The organism is Streptomyces sp. NPDC054783 (genome assembly GCF_053611725.1).
Window position 1 is genome coordinate 1 of the sequence record NZ_JBSHAY010000008.1, and the last position, 21,817, is coordinate 21,817.

18 protein-coding genes and 1 rRNA gene are annotated in these 21,817 nt (G+C 73.0%); 14 read left to right on the forward strand and 5 right to left on the reverse strand.

What is annotated here, in order from left to right:
• Positions 1 to 92, forward strand: a 5S ribosomal RNA gene (gene rrf / locus ACWGJ5_RS16225); the annotation flags it as partial.
• A 932-nt stretch (positions 93 to 1,024) separates the two neighbouring features.
• Positions 1,025 to 1,756: a hypothetical protein gene (locus ACWGJ5_RS16230; protein WP_453310600.1), complete on the forward strand. Its 732-nt coding sequence runs from the start codon at positions 1,025 to 1,027 to the stop codon at positions 1,754 to 1,756.
• A gap of 90 nt (positions 1,757 to 1,846) precedes the next feature.
• Here the strand turns inward: ACWGJ5_RS16230 and ACWGJ5_RS16235 are convergent, their stop codons facing one another.
• The gene (locus ACWGJ5_RS16235) at positions 1,847 to 3,133 is read right to left on the reverse strand and encodes a DUF1015 domain-containing protein (RefSeq protein WP_453310374.1); all 1,287 of its coding nucleotides are present in this window, start codon (positions 3,131 to 3,133) and stop codon (positions 1,847 to 1,849) included.
• A gap of 71 nt (positions 3,134 to 3,204) precedes the next feature.
• On the opposite strand from ACWGJ5_RS16235, the gene ACWGJ5_RS16240 reads away from it, so the two are divergent.
• The 4 genes from ACWGJ5_RS16240 to ACWGJ5_RS16255 are packed head-to-tail and all read left to right on the forward strand — an operon-like array spanning position 3,205 to position 7,223.
• On the forward strand, positions 3,205 to 4,233 hold the full coding sequence (locus tag ACWGJ5_RS16240) for an HAD-IIA family hydrolase (RefSeq protein ID WP_453310375.1): 1,029 nt from the start codon (positions 3,205 to 3,207) through the stop codon (positions 4,231 to 4,233).
• A gap of 55 nt (positions 4,234 to 4,288) precedes the next feature.
• Positions 4,289 to 5,332 (forward strand): FecCD family ABC transporter permease, encoded by a 1,044-nt coding sequence (locus ACWGJ5_RS16245; RefSeq protein ID WP_453310376.1) that lies wholly within the window; start codon positions 4,289 to 4,291, stop codon positions 5,330 to 5,332.
• The gene (locus tag ACWGJ5_RS16250; protein WP_453310377.1) at positions 5,329 to 6,375 is read left to right on the forward strand and encodes a FecCD family ABC transporter permease; all 1,047 of its coding nucleotides are present in this window, start codon (positions 5,329 to 5,331) and stop codon (positions 6,373 to 6,375) included. The genes ACWGJ5_RS16245 and ACWGJ5_RS16250 overlap by 4 nt, the downstream gene beginning before the upstream one ends.
• Positions 6,372 to 7,223 carry an ABC transporter ATP-binding protein gene (locus tag ACWGJ5_RS16255; protein ID WP_453310378.1) on the forward strand — a complete coding sequence of 284 codons (852 nt, stop codon included), beginning with the start codon at positions 6,372 to 6,374 and terminating at the stop codon, positions 7,221 to 7,223. Before ACWGJ5_RS16250 ends, ACWGJ5_RS16255 begins: the two co-directional genes overlap by 4 nt.
• Here ACWGJ5_RS16255 and ACWGJ5_RS16260 read toward each other — a convergent pair.
• Positions 7,207 to 7,554 carry a sterol-binding protein gene (locus ACWGJ5_RS16260; protein WP_453310379.1) on the reverse strand — a complete coding sequence of 116 codons (348 nt, stop codon included), beginning with the start codon at positions 7,552 to 7,554 and terminating at the stop codon, positions 7,207 to 7,209. The two genes, ACWGJ5_RS16255 and ACWGJ5_RS16260, sit on opposite strands and share 17 nt — an antisense overlap.
• A gap of 42 nt (positions 7,555 to 7,596) precedes the next feature.
• Here ACWGJ5_RS16260 and ACWGJ5_RS16265 point away from each other — a divergent pair, with 42 nt between their 5' ends.
• The 6 genes from ACWGJ5_RS16265 to ACWGJ5_RS16290 all read left to right on the forward strand — a co-directional run bounded on the left by ACWGJ5_RS16265 (position 7,597) and on the right by ACWGJ5_RS16290 (position 13,608).
• Positions 7,597 to 7,917 (forward strand): hypothetical protein, encoded by a 321-nt coding sequence (locus ACWGJ5_RS16265; RefSeq protein WP_453310380.1) that lies wholly within the window; start codon positions 7,597 to 7,599, stop codon positions 7,915 to 7,917.
• A gap of 7 nt (positions 7,918 to 7,924) precedes the next feature.
• Positions 7,925 to 8,740 carry a TlyA family RNA methyltransferase gene (locus tag ACWGJ5_RS16270; protein ID WP_453310381.1) on the forward strand — a complete coding sequence of 272 codons (816 nt, stop codon included), beginning with the start codon at positions 7,925 to 7,927 and terminating at the stop codon, positions 8,738 to 8,740.
• Positions 8,737 to 9,654 carry an NAD kinase gene (locus ACWGJ5_RS16275; RefSeq protein ID WP_228618403.1) on the forward strand — a complete coding sequence of 306 codons (918 nt, stop codon included), beginning with the start codon at positions 8,737 to 8,739 and terminating at the stop codon, positions 9,652 to 9,654. The genes ACWGJ5_RS16270 and ACWGJ5_RS16275 overlap by 4 nt, the downstream gene beginning before the upstream one ends.
• Before the next feature lie 39 nt (positions 9,655 to 9,693).
• Complete coding sequence (recN, locus tag ACWGJ5_RS16280) at positions 9,694 to 11,436, forward strand: DNA repair protein RecN (RefSeq protein ID WP_453310382.1); 1,743 nt, start codon at positions 9,694 to 9,696, stop codon at positions 11,434 to 11,436.
• A gap of 20 nt (positions 11,437 to 11,456) precedes the next feature.
• Positions 11,457 to 12,203 (forward strand): hypothetical protein, encoded by a 747-nt coding sequence (locus ACWGJ5_RS16285; RefSeq protein WP_453310383.1) that lies wholly within the window; start codon positions 11,457 to 11,459, stop codon positions 12,201 to 12,203.
• 268 nt (positions 12,204 to 12,471) lie between these two features.
• Positions 12,472 to 13,608 (forward strand): glycosyltransferase family 4 protein, encoded by a 1,137-nt coding sequence (locus tag ACWGJ5_RS16290; protein ID WP_453310384.1) that lies wholly within the window; start codon positions 12,472 to 12,474, stop codon positions 13,606 to 13,608.
• Here ACWGJ5_RS16290 and ACWGJ5_RS16295 read toward each other — a convergent pair.
• From ACWGJ5_RS16295 to ACWGJ5_RS16305, 3 genes are all read right to left on the reverse strand, one after another.
• Positions 13,605 to 15,251, reverse strand: a complete 1,647-nt coding sequence (locus tag ACWGJ5_RS16295) for a PucR family transcriptional regulator (protein WP_453310385.1) — start codon at positions 15,249 to 15,251, stop codon at positions 13,605 to 13,607. The two genes, ACWGJ5_RS16290 and ACWGJ5_RS16295, sit on opposite strands and share 4 nt — an antisense overlap.
• Before the next feature lie 44 nt (positions 15,252 to 15,295).
• Positions 15,296 to 16,654: an FAD-binding oxidoreductase gene (locus tag ACWGJ5_RS16300; protein WP_453310386.1), complete on the reverse strand. Its 1,359-nt coding sequence runs from the start codon at positions 16,652 to 16,654 to the stop codon at positions 15,296 to 15,298.
• Positions 16,655 to 16,915: 261 nt separating this feature from the next.
• On the reverse strand, positions 16,916 to 18,718 hold the full coding sequence (locus ACWGJ5_RS16305) for a glycoside hydrolase family 15 protein (protein WP_453310601.1): 1,803 nt from the start codon (positions 18,716 to 18,718) through the stop codon (positions 16,916 to 16,918).
• 581 nt (positions 18,719 to 19,299) lie between these two features.
• Between ACWGJ5_RS16305 and ACWGJ5_RS16310 the strand changes: the two genes are divergently transcribed.
• Both ACWGJ5_RS16310 and ACWGJ5_RS16315 read left to right on the forward strand, forming a co-directional pair.
• Entirely contained in the window at positions 19,300 to 20,970 is a 1,671-nt protein-coding gene (locus ACWGJ5_RS16310; protein ID WP_453310387.1) for a CTP synthase, read from the forward strand.
• 83 nt (positions 20,971 to 21,053) lie between these two features.
• A complete protein-coding gene (locus ACWGJ5_RS16315; protein ID WP_453310388.1) occupies positions 21,054 to 21,680 on the forward strand; it encodes an NUDIX domain-containing protein in 627 nt (208 codons plus the stop codon).
• The last annotated feature ends 137 nt before the right edge of the window (positions 21,681 to 21,817 follow it).

Genomic DNA, 21,817 nt, shown 5'->3' on the forward strand with positions numbered 1-21,817 from the left:
CGCCCGGTTACATTCCGAACCCGGAAGCTAAGCCTCACAGCGCCGATGGTACTGCAGGGGGGACCCTGTGGGAGAGTAGGACACCGCCGAACAATCTTTGGGGAGGACCCCTGGTCACCAGCGTTCAGCTGGGACCAGGGGTCCTTTCGTTTTTACAATGCTTGCGGTACCGAAGACAGGAGTCACCATGTCCACCAACTCTCCCGACGAGCGACCGGAGCGCGACCAGCGGCGACGGGACAGTGGTGACCGTGGTGACCGCGGTGGCTACCGGGGCGACCGTGGCGGCTTCCGCCGCGACAACGACCGTGGCGGTTACGGCCGGCGGGACGACCACCGGGGTGACCGTGGTGACCGTGGTGACCGCGGCGGCTTCCGCCGCGACGACCGGCGCGACGACCACCGGCGCGACGACCGGGGTGGCGACCACCGGCGCGACGACCGGGGTGGCGACCGCCGCGACGATCGCCGTGATGACCGGGGCGAGCGCGGTGGGTTCCGTGGTCGGGACGACCGTGGCGGTTATGGCCGTAGGGACGATCGGCGTGAGGGTGACCGGGGTTCGCGTCCGGCGTTCCAGCGGGACGACCGGGACCGTGGGCCGCGTCGGGACGACCGCCGTGACGACCGTCGTGATGACCGCCGTGACGACCGTGGGTTCCGCCGTGACGACCGGGGCGGCGACCGTCCGTCCTTCCGCCGCGACGACGACCGTGGCGGCTACGGCCGCCGCGACGACCACCGTGGTGACCGCGGCGACCGCGGCGGCTTCCGCCGCGACGACCACCGGCGCGACGACCGGGGTGGCGACCGCCGCGACGACCGCCGTGACGACCGGGGCGAGCGCGGTGGGTTCCGTGACCGGGACGACCGTGGCGGCCGTGGGCCCCGTCGGGATGACCGCGGTGGCCGCCCCGGTGGTTTCCGGGGCCGTGACGACCGGCGTGACGACCGACGGGACGACCGCCGGGGCGGTGGCCGCTTCCGTGACGAGCGTGACCGCGACCGCGAGCCGATCAAGCGGCTGCCGATCCCCGAGGACGTCACCGGTGACGAGATCGACACGGACGTCCGGCAGGAGCTCCAGAGCCTGCCCAAGACGCTCGCGGAGGACGTCGCCAAGAACCTGGTGATGGTGGCCCGGCTCATCGACGAGGACCCCGAGGGCGCCTACGCCTACTCGAAGGTGGCGCTGCGTCTGGCGTCCCGCGTGGCCGCCGTACGCGAGGCGGGCGGGTTCGCGGCGTACGCCAACCAGAAGTACGGCGAGGCCCTCGCCGAGTTCCGGGCCGCGCGGCGGATGACCGGGAACGTGGACCTGTGGCCGGTGATGGCCGACTGCGAGCGTGGGCTCGGGCGGCCGGAGAAGGCGCTGGACATGGCCGGTGCCCCGGAGGTGCACAAGCTGGACAAGGCCGGTCAGGTCGAGATGCGGCTCGTCGCGGCCGGTGCGCGGCGTGACATGGGTCAGCTGGACGCGGCCATCGTGACCCTGCAGAGCCCGGAGCTGGCGTCCAATTCGCTCCAGCCGTGGACGGCGCGCCTGCGCTACGCGTACGCCGACGCCCTGCTGGCGGCCGGTCGCGAGGGCGAGGCGCGCGAGTGGTTCGCGAAGGCCGTGGAGGCCGACCGGGACGGCAGCACGGACGCCTCCGACCGGCTCGCCGAGCTGGACGGCGTGGAGTTCGTCGACGCTCTGGACGAGAGCGAGGGTGAGCCGGAGAAGCCGTCGCAGGAGGACGGCGACCAGGGCTGACGGCAGTCGCTGAAAGGCAGCCGCCGAAGGACAGTCACTGAAAAGGGGGCAGGTTCCCGTGGAACCTGCCCCCTTTCGCGTTCCGGGTACTCAGATCTCCAGCGCCCGCAGCACCAGCCCTGACGCCGGCTTCGGGCCGAACGACGTCGACTTGCGGGGCATCGTCACACCCTGGCGGGCCAGGTCGCGTACGACCTCCTCGCGGACGGGGTGCATCAGGACGGCCGTACCGCCGTCGCGTTCCGCCTTGGCGACCGTCGCGGCCGTGTCGTGGATGTACGCGATGTGGGCCGGGGAATCCTCGGGGATGTGCCAGACGTGGTCGAGGAGAGTGGCGTGCAGGACCGTGGCGTCCAGCGAGCGCCAGGCCGCCGGGCGGTCGGTCGGGATCGTCCGGGCCAGCAGGTCCGGGTCCGGGCGGTCCAGTAGGTGGAAGGCGCCGTCGCCGGCCAGCAGGAAGGCGTTGCCCGCGCAGGACGCGTCCGCCAGGGTCTCCAGCGCCTCGTCGAGCGGCGTGTCGAGGCGCCGTACCCGGAACAGGCCCTCCACGGCCGCGAGTGCGTCCGCGACCGGCAGGCGGTGCAGCAGGCGGTGGATGGCGCGGACGCGCAACGGGTAGCGGGCGGTGTCGACGAGGAGGACCAGGCCGTGGTCCCAGGGGCTGGGGGAGGGGTGCTCGGCGCGCAGTCGCAGGTAGGTGGCCCAGCGGTGGTGGCCGTCGGCGATCAGGGCCTGCTGGTGTGCGAGGTCGGACTGGATGCGGGCCAGGTCGGCGGGGTCGGTGACGGACCAGAGGCGGTGGTGGAAGCCGTCCTCGGTGGTCGTGTCCAGCAGCGGGGGTTTCTCCGCCGTGCGCTCGACGACCTCGGCCGCCGCCGTGCCGTCGCCGCGGTAGGTCAGCAGCAACGGCTCCAGGTTCGCGCGTGTGGCGCGCATCAGGGCCGCGCGGTCGGCGACCACGGGCGGCATGACGTCCTCGTGCGGCAGCACCACGCCCTCGGCCGGCTCCGAGACGCGCAGCGCGCCGATGACGCCGCGCTGGAGCATGCCGCTCTCGTCCCGCTGCTCGTAGACGTACAGGCCGGGCTCGGGGTCCGCGGTGAGGATGCCCTCGTCCAGCCAGCGGCGCAGGGTGTCGGCCGCCTGTTCGGTGCGGGCGGTCGGGGTGCCTGCCTCGGGCAGGATCAGCCGGACGATGTTGTGCGGGTCGGCGGACTGGAGGTGGTGCACCCCGTCGGGGCGTACGACGACGTCGTACGGCGGGGAGGTGACGGAGGCGAGGCTGCCGACCCGGTCGGGGTCGTAGCGAAGGCCGCGGAACGGGGTGAGTTCCAGGCCCCGGCGCGCCGTTGCTTCCGAGTGACCTGCAGTGTTCATCCCGGCATCGTACGTGTGTCAGCGGGTGCGGGATGATCGGGGAAAGACGGTCGAACGAGGAGCGATGTGGAATGAGCCAGGTGGTCAGGACGAGCCCCGCGGGCAGTGGGCAGCCCCTGAGCGAGGCGTACGACACGGCGCTGCTCGATCTGGACGGGGTGGTGTACGCGGGTGGGAACGCGATCGCGCACGCGGTCGACTCGCTGGCCGTGGCCCGTTCGGGTGGGATGCATCTGGCGTACGTCACCAACAACGCGCTGCGGACCCCGGACACGGTGGCCGAGCATCTGACGGAGCTGGGCATACCGACGGGCGCCGGTGATGTCATCACCTCAGCGCAGGCGGTCGCGCGGCTGATCAGCGAGCAGGTGCCGGCCGGGGCGCGGGTGCTGGTGATCGGCGGCGAGGGACTGCGGGTGGCGCTGCGCGAGCGCGGGCTGACTCCGGTGGAGTCGGCGGACGACGATCCGGCGGCGGTCGTGCAGGGGTACGGCGGGCCGGATCTGACCTGGGGGCGGTTCGCCGAGGCGTCGTACGCGGTGGCGCGCGGGGTGCCGTGGTTCGCGTCCAACACCGACCTGACGATTCCCAGCGGGCGGGGCATCGCGCCGGGCAACGGGGCGGCCGTGGAGGTCGTACGGATCGCGACGGGCAAGGAGCCGCAGGTGGCGGGCAAGCCGCTGCCGCCGATGCACCGGGAGACGATCATCCGGACCGGCGCCAAGCGGCCGCTGGTGGTCGGGGACCGGCTGGACACGGACATCGAGGGCGCGTTCAACGGCGGGGTCGACTCGCTGCTGGTGCTGACCGGTGTCACCGACGGCGCCCGGTTGCTCGCGGCGCCGCCGCAGCACCGGCCGACGTATGTGGACGCCGATCTGCGCGGGCTGCTCACCGGGCAGCCGGTGGTCACCGCGCTCGCGGACGGGTTCCGGTGCGGCGGGTTCACGGCGACGGCCAAGGCGGACCGGCTGGAGCTGGAGGGCGACGGGGAGCCGCTGGACGGGCTGCGGGCGCTGTGTGCGGCGGCCTGGACGGCGGCGGGCGACGGCTCCTGCGAGCTGGACGGGGGGAAGGCGCTGGCGCGTCTCGGACTGTGACGCATCCGCACCCCGGGGATCGAGGTCGGTGGCGAGGGTAGGCTAACCTAACCTCGTGTTGGTCGACAGTCCTCCGGAACAGCGCGCGGAGACCGCCCCCGCGCCCCCAACCCGCCGGGCGGCAAGGGCCCTTGGGCTCCTGCTCTCCGTCCTGATCCTGGTGCTCGTCGCTCTGGCGAGCATTGCGATCGGCGCGAGAGCACTGTCTCCGGACCAGGTCTGGCACGGCCTGTTCCACGACACGGGGACCTACGGCGACGTCGTCGTGCACGAGCGGATCGCGCGCACGCTCCTGGGCCTGCTGGCCGGTGCCGGGCTCGGCCTGGCGGGCGCGGTCCTCCAGGCACTCACCCGCAACCCGCTGGCCGACCCCGGGCTGCTCGGCATCAACGCGGGCGCCTCGGCCGCCGTCGTCACGGCCATCACCTGTTTCGGCGTCACCAGCCTCACCGGCTACGTGTGGTTCGCCTTCCTCGGGGCGGCGGCGGTCGGTGCGCTGGTGTGGTTCCTCGGCGGCAGCCGGGGCGCCACCCCGGTGCGGCTGGCCCTCGCCGGTACGGCGGTCAGCGCCGCCCTGTACGGCTATCTCCAGGCCGCGATGATCCTGGACGACGCGGCGCTGGGCAGGATGCGCTTCTGGACGGTGGGTTCGCTGGCCTCGGCCACCGACTCGACCATCCTGGAGGTGCTGCCGTTCCTCGCGGCCGGCATGGTCCTCGCGCTCGCGCTGGCCCGGCCGCTGAACGCGGTCGCGCTGGGCGACGACACCGCCCGCGCCCTCGGCGCCGACCTGGGCCGCACCCGCGCCCTGGCCATGCTGGCCGCCACCGTCCTGTGCGGTGCCGCGACCGCCGCCTGTGGCCCGATCGTGTTCGTCGGCCTGATGGTGCCGCACGCCGTGCGCTCCTTCGCCGGCCCCGACCTGCGCTGGATCCTGCCGTACGTCACCGTCCTGTCGCCCGTGCTGCTGCTCGGCGCCGACGTCGTCGGCCGGGTCGTGGCCCGCCCCTCGGAACTCCAGGTCGGCATCGTCACCGCGATCATCGGCGGCCCGGTCTTCATCATTCTCGTACGACGGCGGAGGACGGCCCAGCTGTGAAGACCCGATCCACGAACCGGGCCGTACGCACCCCCGGCGGGCTCTCCCTGCGCCTGGACCTGCGGGCCCTGCTCGTCGTCGTCCTGCTGCTGGCCGCCGCCTGTGCCGCGGGCGTCGCGCTGATCGGCACCGGCGACGCGAAGATCCCGGCGGCCGACGTGCTCAGGACCCTCGCCGGGAACGGCAACGCCTACCAGGACTTCATCGTGGGCGAGCTGCGGCTGCCCCGTGTCCTGGTCGGCCTGCTGGTCGGCGGCTCGCTGGGGCTCGGCGGCGCGCTGTTCCAGTCCGTCTCGCGCAACCCGCTCGGCAGCCCGGACGTGCTGGGCCTCTCCCAGGGCTCGACGGCCGGCGCGCTGGTCGTCATCGTGCTGCTGTCCGGCACGACCACGCAGGTCACCGCCGGCGCGCTGATCGGCGGCCTGGTGACCGGACTCGCCATCCATCTGCTCGCCTGGAAGCAGGGCGTGCACGGATACCGGCTCGTCCTGGTCGGCATCGGCGTCTCCGCGATCGCCACCGCGGTCAACGGTTATCTGCTCACCAAGGCCGACCTGGTCGACGCGGCCCGCGCGGTCGTGTGGATGACCGGCTCCCTGGGCGGCCGGGACTGGGACCAGGTCTGGCCGCTGCTCGCCCTGTGCGCCGTGCTCGTCCCGCTGGTCCTCGTCCATGCGCGCGGCCTGCGGATGCTGGAGATGGGCGACGACGTCGCGAACGCCCTCGGAGTGCGCGTGCAGCGCGTCCGGCTGGTACTGATGGTCTCCGCGGTTCTGCTCACCGCCGCCGCCACGGCCGCCGCCGGACCCGTCAGCTTCGTCGCCCTCACCGCGCCCCAGCTGGCCCGGCGCCTGACCCGCTCGCCGGGCCCGAACCTCGTCCCCTCCCTCTGCATGGGCGCCGCCCTGCTGGTCGCCGCCGACTGGGCCTCACAGCGCGCCTTCGGCGCCGACCAGCTGCCCGTCGGCGTCGTCACCGGCGTCCTCGGCGGCGCCTATCTGCTGTGGCTGCTGGTCACCGAGCGCAGGGCGGGCCGGATATGAGCGCCACCCCCGAGTCAGACAGCAAGAGGAGCACCGTGAACCGCCTGTCCGCCGAGAACGTCACCCTCGCCTACGACCAGCGCGTCATCGCCGAACAGCTGTCGGTGAAGATCCCGGACAACTCCTTCACGGTGATCGTCGGCCCGAACGCGTGCGGCAAGTCGACGCTCCTGCGGGCCCTGTCACGGATGCTCAGGCCGAGCGGGGGCCGGGTGCTGCTCGACGGGCAGGTCATCCAGTCGATGCCCGCGAAGACGGTCGCCCGGACGCTCGGTCTGCTGCCGCAGTCGTCCATCGCGCCCGACGGCATCACCGTCGCCGACCTCGTCGGCCGGGGCCGCTACCCCCACCAGGGTCTGCTGCGCCAGTGGTCGGCGCAGGACGAGCGGGTCGTCCAGGAGTCGATGTGGCGGACGGGGGTCGCCGAGCTGGCCGAGAGGTACGTCGACGAGCTGTCCGGCGGGCAGCGGCAGCGGGTGTGGATCGCCATGGCGCTCGCCCAGCAGACCCCGCTGCTGCTCCTGGACGAGCCGACCACCTACCTGGACATCCAGCACCAGATCGACGTCCTCGACCTGTGCGCCGAGCTGCACGAGACCCAGGGCCGGACCCTGGTCGCCGTCCTGCACGACCTCAACCACGCCGCCCGATACGCCACCCACCTCATCGCACTGCGCGACGGCCGGGTGATCGCCGAGGGCGCCCCGAAGGACATCGTCACCGCCGAGCTGGTGGAGCAGGTGTTCGGGCTGCGCTGTCAGGTCATCGACGACCCGGAGACCGGGACGCCCCTGGTGGTACCGGCAGCCCGGAAGGCACGTGCCGAGCGGATCACAGCAGCTTCCTGAGCCGGAACAGATCCAGCAGGCTCGCCTCCAGCCGCACCCGGCCCTTGCCCCAGGCGGTCGCGAAGTTCAGCTCACCGGCCACCAGAGCCACCAGGTCGTCCCCGGCCATGGCGAGCCTGATCTGTGCCTTCTCGCGTGGCGGGCCGGGGTGCGTCTCGTCCACCTCGATCCGCCCGCCGGTCATCCGGCCGGCGAAGGTGACGTCCAGGTCGGTGATGTGACAGCTCACCGAGCGGTCCAGGGCGGCGGCCGCGCGCACGTCGCCCTCGGCGCCCTGCATGTTGTCCGAAAGCTTGCCCAGTGCGGCGCGGCACTCCTCGATCGTGGCCATCGCCCACGACGGTACCCCAGCGGTTCGCGGTAGCGTCGGGGCATGAGCGACTCGGTTCCGGAGACGGAGATCCCGCAGGATTCGGTGCAGGAGGCGGCGGAGGCACTTCAGGCTTACGACCCCGCCGCGCCCGCCCCCCTGAACGTCCCGCGCACCCCCACCGGCAACGCCGAGGTCGACGCCCAACTGGAACGGCTGGCCGACGCCGAGCACCTCGCCACCGACGGCCACATCGAGGTGTACGAGGATGTACACCGAGGGCTGCGCGACGCGCTCACCGCGCTCGACGCCCGCCCGGGACCTCCGGCGCCCTCACCGCCGTACCCGAAGGCGCCTTCACCGGCGTACCGACACAGGAGCTGAACCGAACGTGGCAGGAGTCGCACGCCGCCGTCTGGACGCGGAGCTGGTCCGCCGTAAGCTCGCGCGCTCGCGCGAGCACGCCGGCCAGCTGATCGCCGCCGGGCGGGTCACCGTCGGCAAGACCGTGGCGACCAAGCCGGCCACCCAGGTCGAGACCGCGGCCGCGATCGTCGTCCAGGCCGACGCCGGCGACCCGGACTACGTCTCCCGCGGCGGGCACAAGCTCGCCGGCGCGCTCGAGGTCTTCGTTCCGCAGGGGCTCGTGGCCGAGGGCCGGCGCGCGCTGGACGCCGGCGCGTCCACCGGTGGCTTCACCGACGTCCTGCTGCGCGCGGGCGCCGCGCACGTCGTCGCGGTGGACGTCGGATACGGACAGCTCGCCTGGTCTCTCCAGAACGATGAACGCGTCACCGTCAAGGACCGTACGAACGTACGCGAGTTGACGCTCGAGGCGATCGATGGAGAACCTGTGGATCTTGTCGTGGGCGATCTTTCCTTCATTCCGCTCGGGCTGGTGCTGCCGGCCCTGAAGCGGTGCGTGAAGCCGGACGCCGATCTGGTGATGATGGTCAAGCCGCAGTTCGAGGTCGGCAAGGAGCGGCTCGGCAGCGGGGGTGTCGTACGGAGTCCGCTCTTGCGGGCGGAGGCCGTGCGGGGAGTGGCCGAGAAGGCCTGGGAGCTGGGGCTCGGGGTGCAGGGAGTCACCGCCAGTCCGCTGCCCGGCCCCTCGGGGAACGTCGAGTACTTTCTCTGGCTGCGGGCGGGCGCACCCCAGGTGGACCCGGCCGACGTAGACCGTGCAGTGGCGGAGGGGCCGCGTTGACACAGAACCTGGCGCGTACTGTTTTCCTGCTCGCCCACACCGGGCGGCCCGCGGCGATCCGCAGTGCGGAACTCGTCGTCAAGGGCCTGCTGCGGCATGGCATCGGGGTGCGGGTGCTGGAGGAGGAGGCGTGCGACCTGCCGCTCCCGGGCGAGGTGCAGCTGGTCAAGGAGGCGACTCCGCAGTGCCTCGACGGGTGCGAGCTGCTGATCGTCCTCGGCGGCGACGGCACGCTGCTGCGCGGGGCGGAGTTCGCCCGGGCGTCCGGGGTGCCGATGCTCGGCGTCAACCTGGGGCGTGTCGGATTCCTCGCGGAGGCCGAACGCGACGACCTCGACCGGGTGGTCGACCGGGTGGTGGCGCGGTCGTACGAGGTCGAGGAACGGATGACCGTCGACGTCGTCGTGCACCGCAACGGGGACATCGTGCACACCGACTGGGCGCTGAACGAGGCGGCCGTGCAGAAGGCCGGCGCCGAGAAGCTGCTGGAAGTCGTGCTGGAGATCGACGGGCGCCCGGTGACGGGGTTCGGGTGCGACGGGGTGGTCCTGTCGACGCCCACCGGATCCACCGCGTACGCGTTCTCCGCGGGCGGGCCCGTGGTGTGGCCCGAGGTGGAGGCGCTGCTGATGGTGCCGATCAGCGCGCACGCGCTGTTCGCCAAGCCACTGGTCACGTCTCCGGATTCGGTGCTCGCGGTGGAGGTGCTGCCGCACATTCCGCCGGGCGTGCTGTGGTGCGACGGGCGGCGGACGGTCGAGCTGCCGCCGGGGGCGCGCGTGGAGGTACGGCGGGGGGCGGTGCCGGTGCGGCTTGCTCGCCTCCATCACTCTTCGTTCACGGATCGGCTGGTTGCGAAGTTTGCACTGCCGACGACCGGATGGCGAGGTGCGCCGCACCACTCGGCGGAGTGACAAAGGCGGGCCGTGTGCACTCCGCACCCCAGACCTCGTATGGTCTGTTCCGTGTTGGAGGAGATGCGGATACGGTCGCTCGGGGTCATCGACGATGCCGTCGTCGAGCTGTCACCGGGGTTCACCGCCGTCACCGGTGAGACGGGTGCGGGCAAGACCATGGTGGTCACCAGCCTGGGGCTGCTGCTCGGTGGGCGGGCGGACCCGGCACTCGTGCGGATCGGCGCCGAGAAGGCGGTCGTGGAGGGGCGGCTCACCGTGCCCGCGGACGCCGCCGCCGTCGTACGCGCCGAGGAGGCCGGGGCCGAGCTGGACGACGGGGCCCTGCTGATCAGCCGTACCGTTTCCGCCGAGGGGCGTTCCCGGGCCCATCTGGGCGGGCGCTCGGTGCCGGTCGGGCTGCTCGCCGAGCTGGCCGACGACCTGGTGGCCGTGCACGGGCAGACCGACCAGCAGGGGTTGCTGAAACTGTCCCGGCAGCGGCAGGCGCTGGACCGGTACGCCGGGGGCGCGGTCGCCGTACCGCTCGCCAAGTACACCGAGGCCTACCGGCGGCTGCGGGCCGTCTCCGCCGAGCTGGAGGAGATCACCACGCGCGCGCGTGAGCGGGCGCAGGAAGCCGACATGCTGCGGTACGGCCTGGAGGAGATCGCCGCCGTCGAGCCGCGCGCCGGAGAGGACGCCGAGCTGGCCGAGGAGGCGGAGCGGCTGGGGCACGCCGAGGCGCTGTCGTCCGCCGCGACGGCCGCGCACGCCGCTCTGGCGGGCAATCCCGAGGACCCCGAGGGGATCGACGCCTCCACCTTCGTCGCGGGCGCCCACCGGGCGCTGGAGGCCGTGCGCTCGCACGACCCGGCGCTGGCCTCCCTCGCCGACCGGATCGGGGAGATCGGGATCCTGCTCGGCGATGTCGCCGGGGAACTGGCGGGGTACGCCGACGACCTGGACGCCGACCCGCTGCGGCTGGCGGCCGTGGAGGAGCGGCGGGCCGCGCTGACCGCGCTGACGCGCAAGTACGGCGAGGACGTGAACGCCGTCCTCACCTGGGCCGAGCAGAGCGCCGCCCGGCTCACCGAGCTGGACGGCGACGACGAACGGACCGACGAGCTGACCGCCGAGCGGGACGCGCTGCGTGCCGAACTGGGCGGCCTGGCACAGGCGTTGACGGACGCGCGGACGGAGGCCGCCGAGCGGTTCGCCGCCGCCGTGACGGCCGAGCTGGCCTCGCTGGCGATGCCCCACGCGCGCGTGTCCTTCGCCATCCGGCAGACCGAGGACCCGGAGGGCGTCGAGGTCGGCGGGCGAACGGTCGCGTACGGGCCGTCGGGCGTGGACGAGGTCGAACTGCTGCTCGCCCCGCACCCGGGCGCCCCGCCGCGGCCCATCGCCAAGGGGGCCTCGGGCGGTGAGCTGTCCCGCGTGATGCTCGCCGTGGAGGTCGTGTTCGCGGGCACCGACCCCGTGCCGACGTACCTCTTCGACGAGGTCGACGCCGGTGTCGGCGGCAAGGCCGCGGTCGAGATCGGCCGCCGCCTGGCCAAGCTCGCCAGGACGGCCCAGGTCGTGGTCGTCACCCACCTGCCCCAGGTGGCCGCCTTCGCCGACCGGCAACTGCTGGTGGAGAAGACCAACGACGGCTCGGTCACCCGCTCCGGCGTCAAGGTCCTGGAGGGCGAGGAGCGCATCCGCGAACTCTCCCGCATGCTGGCCGGCCAGGAGGACTCCGAGACGGCCCGCGCCCACGCCGAGGAACTGCTGGCGACGGCCCGGGCGGACCTGTAGACGGGTTCTAGGGTGGCGGGATGATCGCCGAACGAGAGTCCCGCTCCTTCCTGCTGTCCGCCGCGCTCACCCGGGCCGGCCAGGCCCTGCTCCGTACCGGTCCACCCGGCGGGCGGGAGCGCTGGGAACGGAAGAACCACGCAGGGCGCACGGTCGGGCTGTACGCCGGTCCCGCCGCCGCGGCCGGGGTGGCGCTGGCCGCGGGGCGGGTGCGTCCGGCTGCCGGGGCCGCCGTGCTCGCCGCCGGGATCTGCGGGGCGTACGACGATGTCGCCGGGGACGCGCGGCGGGGGTTCCGGGCGCATCTGCGGGCGTTGCGGGACGGCGAAGTCACCAGCGGGGCCGTGAAGTTGTTCGGTATCTCGGCCGCGGGGCTGGTCGCGGGGGCGGTGATGAAGGAGCGGGTGCTGGACAAGGTGCTCGCCGGGGTGGTGATCGCCGGTGCCGCGCACTTCGTGAACCTCGTCGACGTACGGCCGGGGCGGGCCGCCGGTGCGGTGCTCGCGCTCGGGGCGCCGGGGCTGTTGCGGAAGGGGCCGGGGGCCGGGCTGGCGGCCGCCGCGATGGGTGCCGCCGCGGCCGTTCTGCCCGACGACCTCGGGGAGCGCGTGATGATCGGGGACACGGGGGCGCATGCGCTCGGTGCCGCGCTGGGGGCGGCCGTCGTGGCGGGCAACCGGCGCGCGGGAGTGCTCGCGCACGCCGTCGCGGTCGTGGCCGCCGCCGTCCACGGGGACCGGGTGAGCGCGTGGGCGCGGGCGCTGTGAGCGTCTGACCTCTCCGGACGCGGACACACGGCGTTCGGCCGTGCCGCGATTCCCCTCACCCGTGTGGGTGACGTGCTCCGGCGCATTGCCCCGGCCCGCCGCACAGTGCGCCCTCCGGATTTCCCGTAACGGCCGTTCACCCTGGCATGCTTGAGGGCACACGGTCCGCGCGGGAGGCGCGCGGGGTACGTCCTTCCGCCCCTGTGAGCCCGCTACCTTCTGTACGTTTCCTCGTGACCGCCCACGCCGAACTTGGAGCCCCGGCCCCGTGAGCCCCCTGAGCAGCAACGCACCGCACGGCCAGTCGCCGCTGCGCACCGTGCAGGTGCTGGGCGGAGGCAACGCCGGCAGCAGCGCGCATGTGCGCTCGCTGGCCGAGGGGCTCGTGGCGAGGGGCGTACGGGTCACGGTGTGCGCCCCCGTCGAGGCCGACCGCGCCTACGACTTCACCGGCGCCGGTGCCGAGCACGTGCACGTGCCGCGCTGCAGCGACCCGGTCTCGGTGGCCGCGCTGCGGACCGCCTGCGCCAACGCCGACCTGGTGCACGCGCACGGGCTGCACGCCTCCTTCCGGGCCGTCCTCGCGCTCAGCGGCAGGCCCACCCCGCTGGTCGTCACCTGGCACAACCGGGCACAGGCCGAGGGCCCCCGGGCGCATCTGCTGCGGCTGCTGGAGCGGCGTGTGGTGCGGACGGCGGCCGTCGTCCTCGGCACCAGCTCCGACCTGGTGGACCGGGCCCGGCGCACCGGCGCGCGGGACGCCCGGCTGGCCGCCGTGGGCCTGCCGGGGCAGCGGCGGCCCGTCGTCCTCGACGACCCCGACCGGCTGCGCCCCAAGGTACGGGCCGAACTCGGCGCCACCGGCCGCCCGTTGCTCATCGCGGTCGGCTCCCTCGACCGGCACCGCGGCTACGACCTCCTGCTCGACGCGGCCCGCGCCTGGCGGGACGTCGACCCCCTGCCGCTGGTCGTCATCGCCGGGGAGGGACCGCTGCGGGCGGCGCTGCAGCGGCGGATCGAGGACGAGGAACTGCCGGTGCGGCTCATCGGGAGCCGGGAGGACGTGCCCGAGCTGCTCGCCGCCGCCGATCTGGCGCTGCTGACGAGCAGTTGGGAGTCGAGGTCCGTCCTCGCCCAGGAGGCCCTCCACGCGCGCGTACCGCTCGTCGCGACCCGGGTCGGCGGCATCCCCGACCTCGTCGGCGACGCGGCCGAACTCGTCCCGTACGGCGCCCCGGAGACGCTCGCCTCCACCGTCGTACGGCTCCTCGCGGACCCGGAGCGCCGGGAGGAGCTGCGCGAGCGCGGGGTGCGGCAGGCCGCGAGCTGGCCGACCGAGGACGAGACGGTCGCCCAAGTGCTCAGCGTCTACGACGAGTTGACGCAGCCCCGGCCGCTGGCCTAGGGCACGTGTCTGCGGGCCCGCAGGGCCAGGCTCAACGCCAGTACCGTCTGCGGGTCGTCGAGGTCGGTGCCCAGCAACTCCCCGATGCGGGCGAGCCGGTTGTAGAGGGTCTGCCGGTTGAGGTGCAGCTCGCGCGCCGTCTCCGCCTTGCGGCCGGCGTGCGCCAGATAGGTCTGCAGGGTCGGCAGCAGCGGCGGCTTGGACCGGTTGTCGTGGTCGCGCAGCGGACCGATCGCCCGGTCCACGAACGCGGCGAGGTCGGGGTGGTCGCGCAGCCGCCACAGCAGCAGGTCGATGTCGAGGCGGCGGGCGTCGTACCAGGGCCGGTCGGTCAGGCCCTGGGCCGCGGTCGCGGTCTCCGCCGCGTGCCTGAGCCCCGCCGAGGCGGCCGCCCAGCCGCCCGCCACGCCGACCACCACGACCGGCGGCGGCGAGCCCGGCCGGCGCATCCCGGCCCGCTCCACGCCCGCCCTGAGCGCCGCCGCCACCCGGTCGGCGACCGCCGAGCGCTCCGACTCCGAGCGCAGCCCGAGCAGCACCAGCACCCGGCCCTCCACCGGCCGTACGCCCAGCAGCACCGGCACGCCCACGGCGGCCAGCTCCTCGGAGACCGCCCGCGCCAGCACCGCCCAGCCACCGCCGGGGGAGAGGCTGTCCCCGATCCGCATCACCACGGGCAGCAGGGGGCTGTCGCCGGGCTTGAAGCCGAGGACCCGGGCCTGGGCCGGGGCGTCCTCCGCGGTGATGCGGCCCTCGGCGAGATCGGTGAGGAAGTCACCGCGCCCACGGGCCGCCAGTTCCTCCTCCTGCCGGGCCTGCATCAGCACCACGGCCAGGATCCCCGCGGCCCGTTCTGCGGCGATCCGGTGCACCGGGGCCAGCGGTGCGCGGACCGGCAGCAGGACCAGGCGGGCGCGCACCGAGCCCGCCGTACCGGGGCCGCCGCCGGGCACGTCCACCAGCACCGAACCGGCGGGCGGCGGCGCGTCCTTGTGCGGCCCGCGCAGCCCCTCCCACACCTGCAGCGGGTCCGCGCCCTCCGGCCCCTCCCCGGCGGCGTACAGCAGGCGGCCGTCGGCCGTCTCCAGGAACACCGGGTTGCCGCTGAAGTCCGCCAGGATGCCCAGCACCTGCGGCACCCCGCCGCCGCCCAGCAGCGCCTCGGTGCAGCGCCGGTGCACCTCCTCGGCGCGCTGCAGCAGGGCGTAGTGGCCGTTGACGATCTCGGTGTGGATCTCCTCGGTCACCGTCACGAACGGCACCTCGCGGTGCAGCTGGACCAGCGGCAGACCGGCGGCGCGGGCGGTGTCCACCAGGGCCGCGGGCAGCCGGCTGAACCGCGGGCCCAGTTCCACCACCAGGGCGGCGATCCCGCGCTCGGCGAGGGTGCGCACGAACGCCCGCTGCTCGGCCGGGCGGGTGCCGAGGCCGTAGCCGGTGGTGAGCAGCAGTTCGCCGCCCTTGAGCAGCGAGGCGATGTTGGGCACCTCGCCCGCGTGCACCCAGCGCACCGTGCGGCCCAGCCGGTCGGCACCCGCCAGGATCTCCGGCAGCCCGCTGCGCAGCCCCGGCAGTTCCAGCGCCCGCTGAACGGTGATCCCGGCGCCCTGGGTGTCGAATCGGTTGTCCGTACGGCTGTCCATGCACGGGACGCTACCTGCGTAAACGCCCTCGGGACAGCTCCCCGTCAGACGGGCTTGATGTTGTGGTTGAAGCGGAAGACGTTGTCCGGGTCGTAGCGGCGCTTGACCTTCTCCAGCCGCAGCAGGTTCCCGGCGCCGAGGCCCGCCCGTACCCGCTCGGGGCCCTCGTCGCCGACGAGGCCCAGGCAGACGGCACCGGCGCTCCACGGCCGCACGTCGGCGCACGCGTCCCGCACCCAGGCCGTCGCCCGCTCGTCGTCGGCCGGGTCCGCCCAGCAGGCGAAGGGGTGCACCAGCCAGGACGCGTCCCGGTACGGCACCGGGTACTCACGGGGTCCGGCGGCGATCGCGCCGCCCAGCGGGAAGACCACGTGCCGGCTGCCGTTCGATCCGGGCATGCGGTCCGCGCGGGCGTGGAAGAGGTCCACCAGCTCGTCGGGCAGATCCGTCAGGCACTCGGCCGACCAGTCGCCCCGCAGGCCTGACGGGGGGTCCAGCATGCACTGCACGTCCGCGTAGGGCAGCGCGCCGACGATCTCCGTCTCGTGCGGCAGCGCCAGCAGCGGCTCGGCGAGCTTGCGCAGGCCGGCCTCGCCGCCCACGTACGTCAGCAGGGCACCGCACAGGAGCGGGAACTCCCCGGGCGGATCGGCCAGGTACAGCACGGTGCCGCCCAGCTCGTCCGGACCGGTGCGGATGATCTCGCGGAAGGCACGGACCACGTCCGGTCCGGACTCCGGCAGGCCCAGCAGCAGCGCCACCGAGAACTCCGGCAGCTCGTGCAGCTCCAGGGTGAGCGCGGTGGCGATGCCGAAGTTGCCGTCTCCGCCGTGCAGCGCCCAGAACAGCTCGGGGTTCTCGTCGGCGTTGGCGTGCACCCGCTCGGCGTCGGCGGTCACCAGCTCCACGCCGAGGAGGTTGTCCGCGGCCAGCCCGAAGGCGCGGTCCAGCCAGCCGGTGCCGCCGCCCAGGACGTACCCGGCGACCCCGGTGGCCGAGGCCCGGGCGCCGGTGGTCGCGAGGCCGTACGGCTGGGTGGCACGGTCCAGGTCGCTCGTCGTGGTCCCGCCCTCGACCCGGACCGCCTCGCCCGCCGGGTCGACGGTCACCTCGTGCATCCGGCGCAGATCCACGGCCAGCGCGCCGTCGACCCGGGCCCCCGCCAGGCCGTACCCGCCGCCGCGGACGGCGATGTGCAGGTCCAGGTCCCGCGCGAAGCGCACGGCCCGGACGACATCGGTCGCGTCCGAGCACTGGGCGATCACCGCCGGGCGTCGGTCGATCATCGCGTTGAAGACCGTACGGGCGTCGTCGTAGCCCGTGTCCCCCGGGGCGAACACCTCCCCGGCCAGATCCTCCCGCAGCGCGGCGAGAGCCGTGCGCGCCTTCGAAGGGGGAGCCATGGCCGCCCCCTTTCCGGAAAGGGGTTTCGTCCGGTTACAGCTTAGGCGTGCCGGCGAGGCCCCCCGGCCGGAGGTCACCGACCTGCTGAAGGACGTCGACCGCAGCACCGGCTACGCCCAGGTCACCTGTGCGCCCGGCAGCAGACCGCCGACCTCCCGGACATGCGTGGAACGACCCTGCGCGGGGCCCAACTGGCCGCACGTGACGCGGGGTTACGTCAGCTCGCCGCCGAGCATGCCCGAGACGGTGACCGGACGGGCTCAGCCGCCGTACGCCCCCGAAGCCGTCAGCCGCAGCGCCGTGTCGATCAACGGCACGTGGCTGAACGCCTGCGGGAAGTTGCCCACCTGGCGCTGCAGACGCGGGTCCCACTCCTCGGCGAGCAGGCCGAGGTCGTTGCGCAGCGCGAGGAGCCTCTCGAACAGCTTGCGCGCCTCGTCGACGCGGCCGATCATCGCCAGGTCGTCCGCCATCCAGAACGAGCACGCCAGGAAGGCGCCCTCGTCGCCGGGCAGGCCGTCGACGCCCGCGTGGGCGCCCTCCGTCGGGTAGCGCAGGATGAACCCGTCCGGGGTGGACAGCTCGCGCTGGATCGCCTCGATCGTGCCGATCACCCGCTTGTCGTCCGGCGGCAGGAAGCCCATCTGCGGGATCAGCAGCAGCGAGGCGTCCAGCTCCTGGGAGCCGTAGGACTGCGTGAAGGTGTTGCGCTCCTTGTCGTAGCCCTTCTCGCAGACGTCCCGGTGGATGTCGTCGCGCAGTTCCTTCCAGCGCTCCAGCGGGCCGTCCGCGTCACCGGACTCGATCAGCTTGATGGTGCGGTCCACCGCGACCCAGGCCATCACCTTGGAGTGCACGAAGTGCCGGCGCGGGCCGCGCACCTCCCAGATGCCCTCGTCCGGCTCCTGCCAGTGGTCCTCCAGGTAGCGGATCAGCTTGAGCTGGAGCAGGGCCGCGTAGTCGTTGCGGGCCAGGCCCGTCATGTGCGCCAGGTGCAGGGCCTCGGTGACCTCGCCGTACACGTCCAGCTGGAGCTGGTGCGCGGCGCCGTTGCCCACCCGGACCGGGGCCGAGTTCTCGTAGCCCGGCAGCCAGTCCAGCTCGGCCTCGCCCAGCTCGCGCTCACCGGCGATGCCGTACATGATCTGCAGGTTGTCCGGGTCGCCGGCGACCGCGCGCAGCAGCCACTCGCGCCAGGCGCGGGCCTCCTCGCGGTAGCCGGTGCGCAGCAGGGAGGACAGGGTGATCGCGGCGTCGCGCAGCCAGGTGTAGCGGTAGTCCCAGTTGCGGACCCCGCCGATGTCCTCCGGGAGAGAGGTCGTCGGGGCCGCGACGATGCCGCCGGTGGGGGCGTACGTCAGGGCCTTCAGGGTGATCAGGGAGCGGACCACCGCCTCGCGGTACGGCCCGTGGTACGTGCAGTGCTCGACCCACTCGTGCCAGAACTCCTCCGTCGCCTCCAGCGAGGCCTCCGGCTCCGGCAGCGCCGGGGGCTCCTTGTGCGAGGGCTGCCACGAGATGGTGAACGCGATCCGGTCACCCGGGGCGACCGTGAAGTCGGCGTACGTCGTCAGCGACTTCCCGTAGGTCTCGGCCTCGGTGTCGAACCACACCGAGTCCGGCCCGGCGACCGCCACCGTACGGCCCTCGTGCTTGTGCACCCAGGGCACGACACGGCCGTAGGAGAACCGCATCCGCAGTGCCGAGCGCATAGGCACCCGGCCGGTGACGCCCTCCACGATCCGGATCAGCTGGGGCGCGCCCTCACGCGGGGGCATGAAATCGGTCACGCGGACCGTGCCGCGCGGGGTGTCCCACTCCGACTCCAGGATCAGCGAGTCGCCCCGGTAGCTCCGCCGGGCGGCCGTGGGCGGCGGGCAGTCGGCCGCGTGGGCCGGACCGAGCCGCCAGAAGCCGTGCTCCTCGGTGCCCAGCAGGCCGGCGAAGATGGCATGCGAGTCGAAGCGGGGCAGGCACAGCCAGTCCACCGTGCCATCCCGGCAGACCAGGGCTGCGGTCTGCATGTCTCCGATGAGTGCGTAGTCTTCGATGCGCCCGGCCACGTGCAACTCCAGTCGAACGGCCACGTCGCCCCCGCGCAGGGGGGCTGTCGCTAGTGCGGTCAAGGGGTCGTTGTTATGCGTCGTTGAGCGGTGAAGCAAAGCAGCCCGCCGAGCCCTGAGGCAACACGACAGTCTTTGCTCAACGAACTGCCGCGCTCACGTTGTTCCGGGTGATGGTGGCGGGGGTGTGCCGTCGTTCCGGCCGGGCTCGGCAGCGAGTGTCCGAGCAGGATACGACGCACGTAGATGATCTGCGCGCCCCTCGGGGCAACCCGTGTGGGCCGAACGGGTGAGCAGCGGGTGACAACCCTGTGACCTGTGTGTGCCTGTGGTGACAGGTGTGGCGACCTGCGCTGTCCTGGGCCGGGGGAGCCGCCCTGTTCCGGCGTGACGGAGCCGCCCCGTACCCGGGCGAGCGCGGAGCGTGGCCGGAAGCCATCTGCTCCGGGCGCTGATACCCTGGTAGCCCGTGGACCGGTGGGCCTGAAACCCCCGAACCGCAGCGACGGCACCCCCGGAGGCATCCGGGACGGCAGCCGCACCGCATCACAGACAGCGACCACGGGAGCCCCCTCTTGGCCATGCCGCCGAAATCTACGACGACCAAGCACATCTTCGTCACCGGGGGTGTCGCCTCCTCGCTCGGCAAGGGCCTCACCGCCTCCAGCCTGGGCATGCTGCTCAAGGCCCGCGGCCTGCGCGTCGTGATGCAGAAGCTCGACCCGTACCTGAACGTCGACCCGGGCACGATGAACCCCTTCCAGCACGGTGAGGTGTTCGTCACGAACGACGGCGCCGAGACGGACCTGGACATCGGACACTACGAGCGCTTCCTCGACCGTGACCTGGACGGCACCGCCAATGTCACTACAGGCCAGGTGTACTCGACGGTGATCGCCAAGGAGCGGCGCGGCGAGTACCTGGGCGACACGGTGCAGGTCATCCCGCACATCACCAACGAGATCAAGCACCGGATCCGGCGCATGGCCACCGACGAGGTGGACGTCGTCATCACCGAGGTCGGCGGCACCGTCGGTGACATCGAGTCGCTGCCGTTCCTGGAGACCGTCCGCCAGGTCCGCCACGAGGTCGGCCGGGACAACGTCTTCGTGGTTCATATTTCTCTCCTGCCCTACATCGGGCCCTCCGGCGAGCTGAAGACCAAGCCCACCCAGCACTCCGTCGCCGCGCTGCGCAACATCGGTATCCAGCCCGACGCGATCGTGCTGCGCTGCGACCGCGAGGTCCCGACCGCGATCAAGCGCAAGATCTCGCTGATGTGCGACGTCGACGAGGCCGCCGTGGTCGCCTGCCCCGACGCCCGCTCGATCTACGACATCCCCAAGGTCGTGCACGCCGAGGGCCTGGACGCCTACGTCGTGCGCAAGCTCGACCTGCCGTTCCGCGACGTCGACTGGACGACCTGGGACGACCTGCTGGACCGCGTCCACAACCCCGACCACGAGATCACCCTCGCACTGGTCGGCAAGTACATCGACCTGCCCGACGCCTATCTGTCGGTCACCGAGGCGCTGCGCGCCGGCGGCTTCGCCAACCGCGCCCGCGTGAAGATCAAGTGGGTGACCTCGGACGACTGCAAGACCCCGGCCGGCGCCAAGGCCCAGCTGTCCGACGTGGACGGCATCTGCATCCCGGGCGGCTTCGGCGACCGCGGTGTGCAGGGCAAGGTCGGCGCGATCCGCTACGCCCGCGAGAACCGGATCCCGCTGCTGGGCCTCTGCCTGGGCCTGCAGTGCATCGTGATCGAGGCCGCGCGCAACCTGGCCGACATCCCGGACGCCAACTCCACCGAGTTCGACCCGGCCACCGGTCACCCGGTCATCTCCACCATGGCCGAGCAGCTGGACATCGTCGCCGGCGAGGGCGACATGGGCGGCACCATGCGTCTCGGCATGTACCCGGCGAAGCTCGCCGATGGCTCGATCGTGCGCGAGGTGTACGACGGCAAGGAGTACGTCGAGGAGCGGCACCGTCACCGCTACGAGGTCAACAACGCCTACCGCGCGGAGCTGGAGAAGAAGGCCGGCATCCTCTTCCCGGGCACCTCGCCGGACGGCAAGCTCGTGGAGTACGTGGAGTACCCGCGTGACGTCCACCCCTACCTCGTCGCCACGCAGGCCCACCCCGAGCTGCGCTCGCGGCCGACGCGTCCGCACCCGCTGTTCGCCGGCCTGGTGAAGGCGGCCGTGGAGCGTCAGCAGGCGGCCGACGCTCAGAAGATCTCGAAGTAACACAAGGGTTGTACGGTGGCCGGGGCGCGCGCATTCAGAACGATCGCGTCCCGGCCGCTCGGCGCTGTGGGGAAGGACAGGGCATGACGATCAAGGACACCCCCGAGGAGTGGGAGATCCGGGCGACGGAGACCCCCTTCACGGGCAACAAGACCTCTGTCCGCACGGACGACGTGGTCATGCCCGACGGTTCGGTGGCCCGCCGCGACTACCAGGTCCACCCCGGTTCGGTCGCCGTCCTCGCCCTGGACGAGGAGGACCGGGTGCTGCTGATCAACCAGTACCGCCACCCGGTGCGGCACAAGCTGTGGGAGATCCCGGCCGGCCTGCTCGACGTGCCCGGCGAGAACCCGCTGCACGCCGCCCAGCGCGAGCTGTACGAGGAGGCGCACGTCAAGGCCGAGGACTGGCGGGTGCTGACCGACGTCTACACCACGCCCGGCGGCTGCGACGAGGCCGTACGGATCTTCCTCGCCCGCGATCTGTCCGAGGCCGAGGGCGAGCGCTTCGAGGCGGAGCACGAGGAGACCGACATGGAGCACGCGCGCGTGTCGGTCGAGGAGCTGGTGCGCCGCGTCCTGGCCGGCGATGTGCACAACAACTGCCTGGTCGTCGGCGTCCTCTCCCTGGTGGCCGCGCGCGGCGGGGACGGCCTCGACGCACTCCGCCCGGCCGACGCACCCTGGCCGGCCCGGCCCTTCCAGTCCTGAGCCGCACGCGCCGCCCCGAACCGGACCCGTTCGTCGTACTGGTGTGACGATCGCCTGATCCGATCAGGGGATCTGTCCGTCGCGCTCCGCACGGCGCCTCGCAGAGCGTGAACTAGGCTCTTGCACGCCCGCAGCGG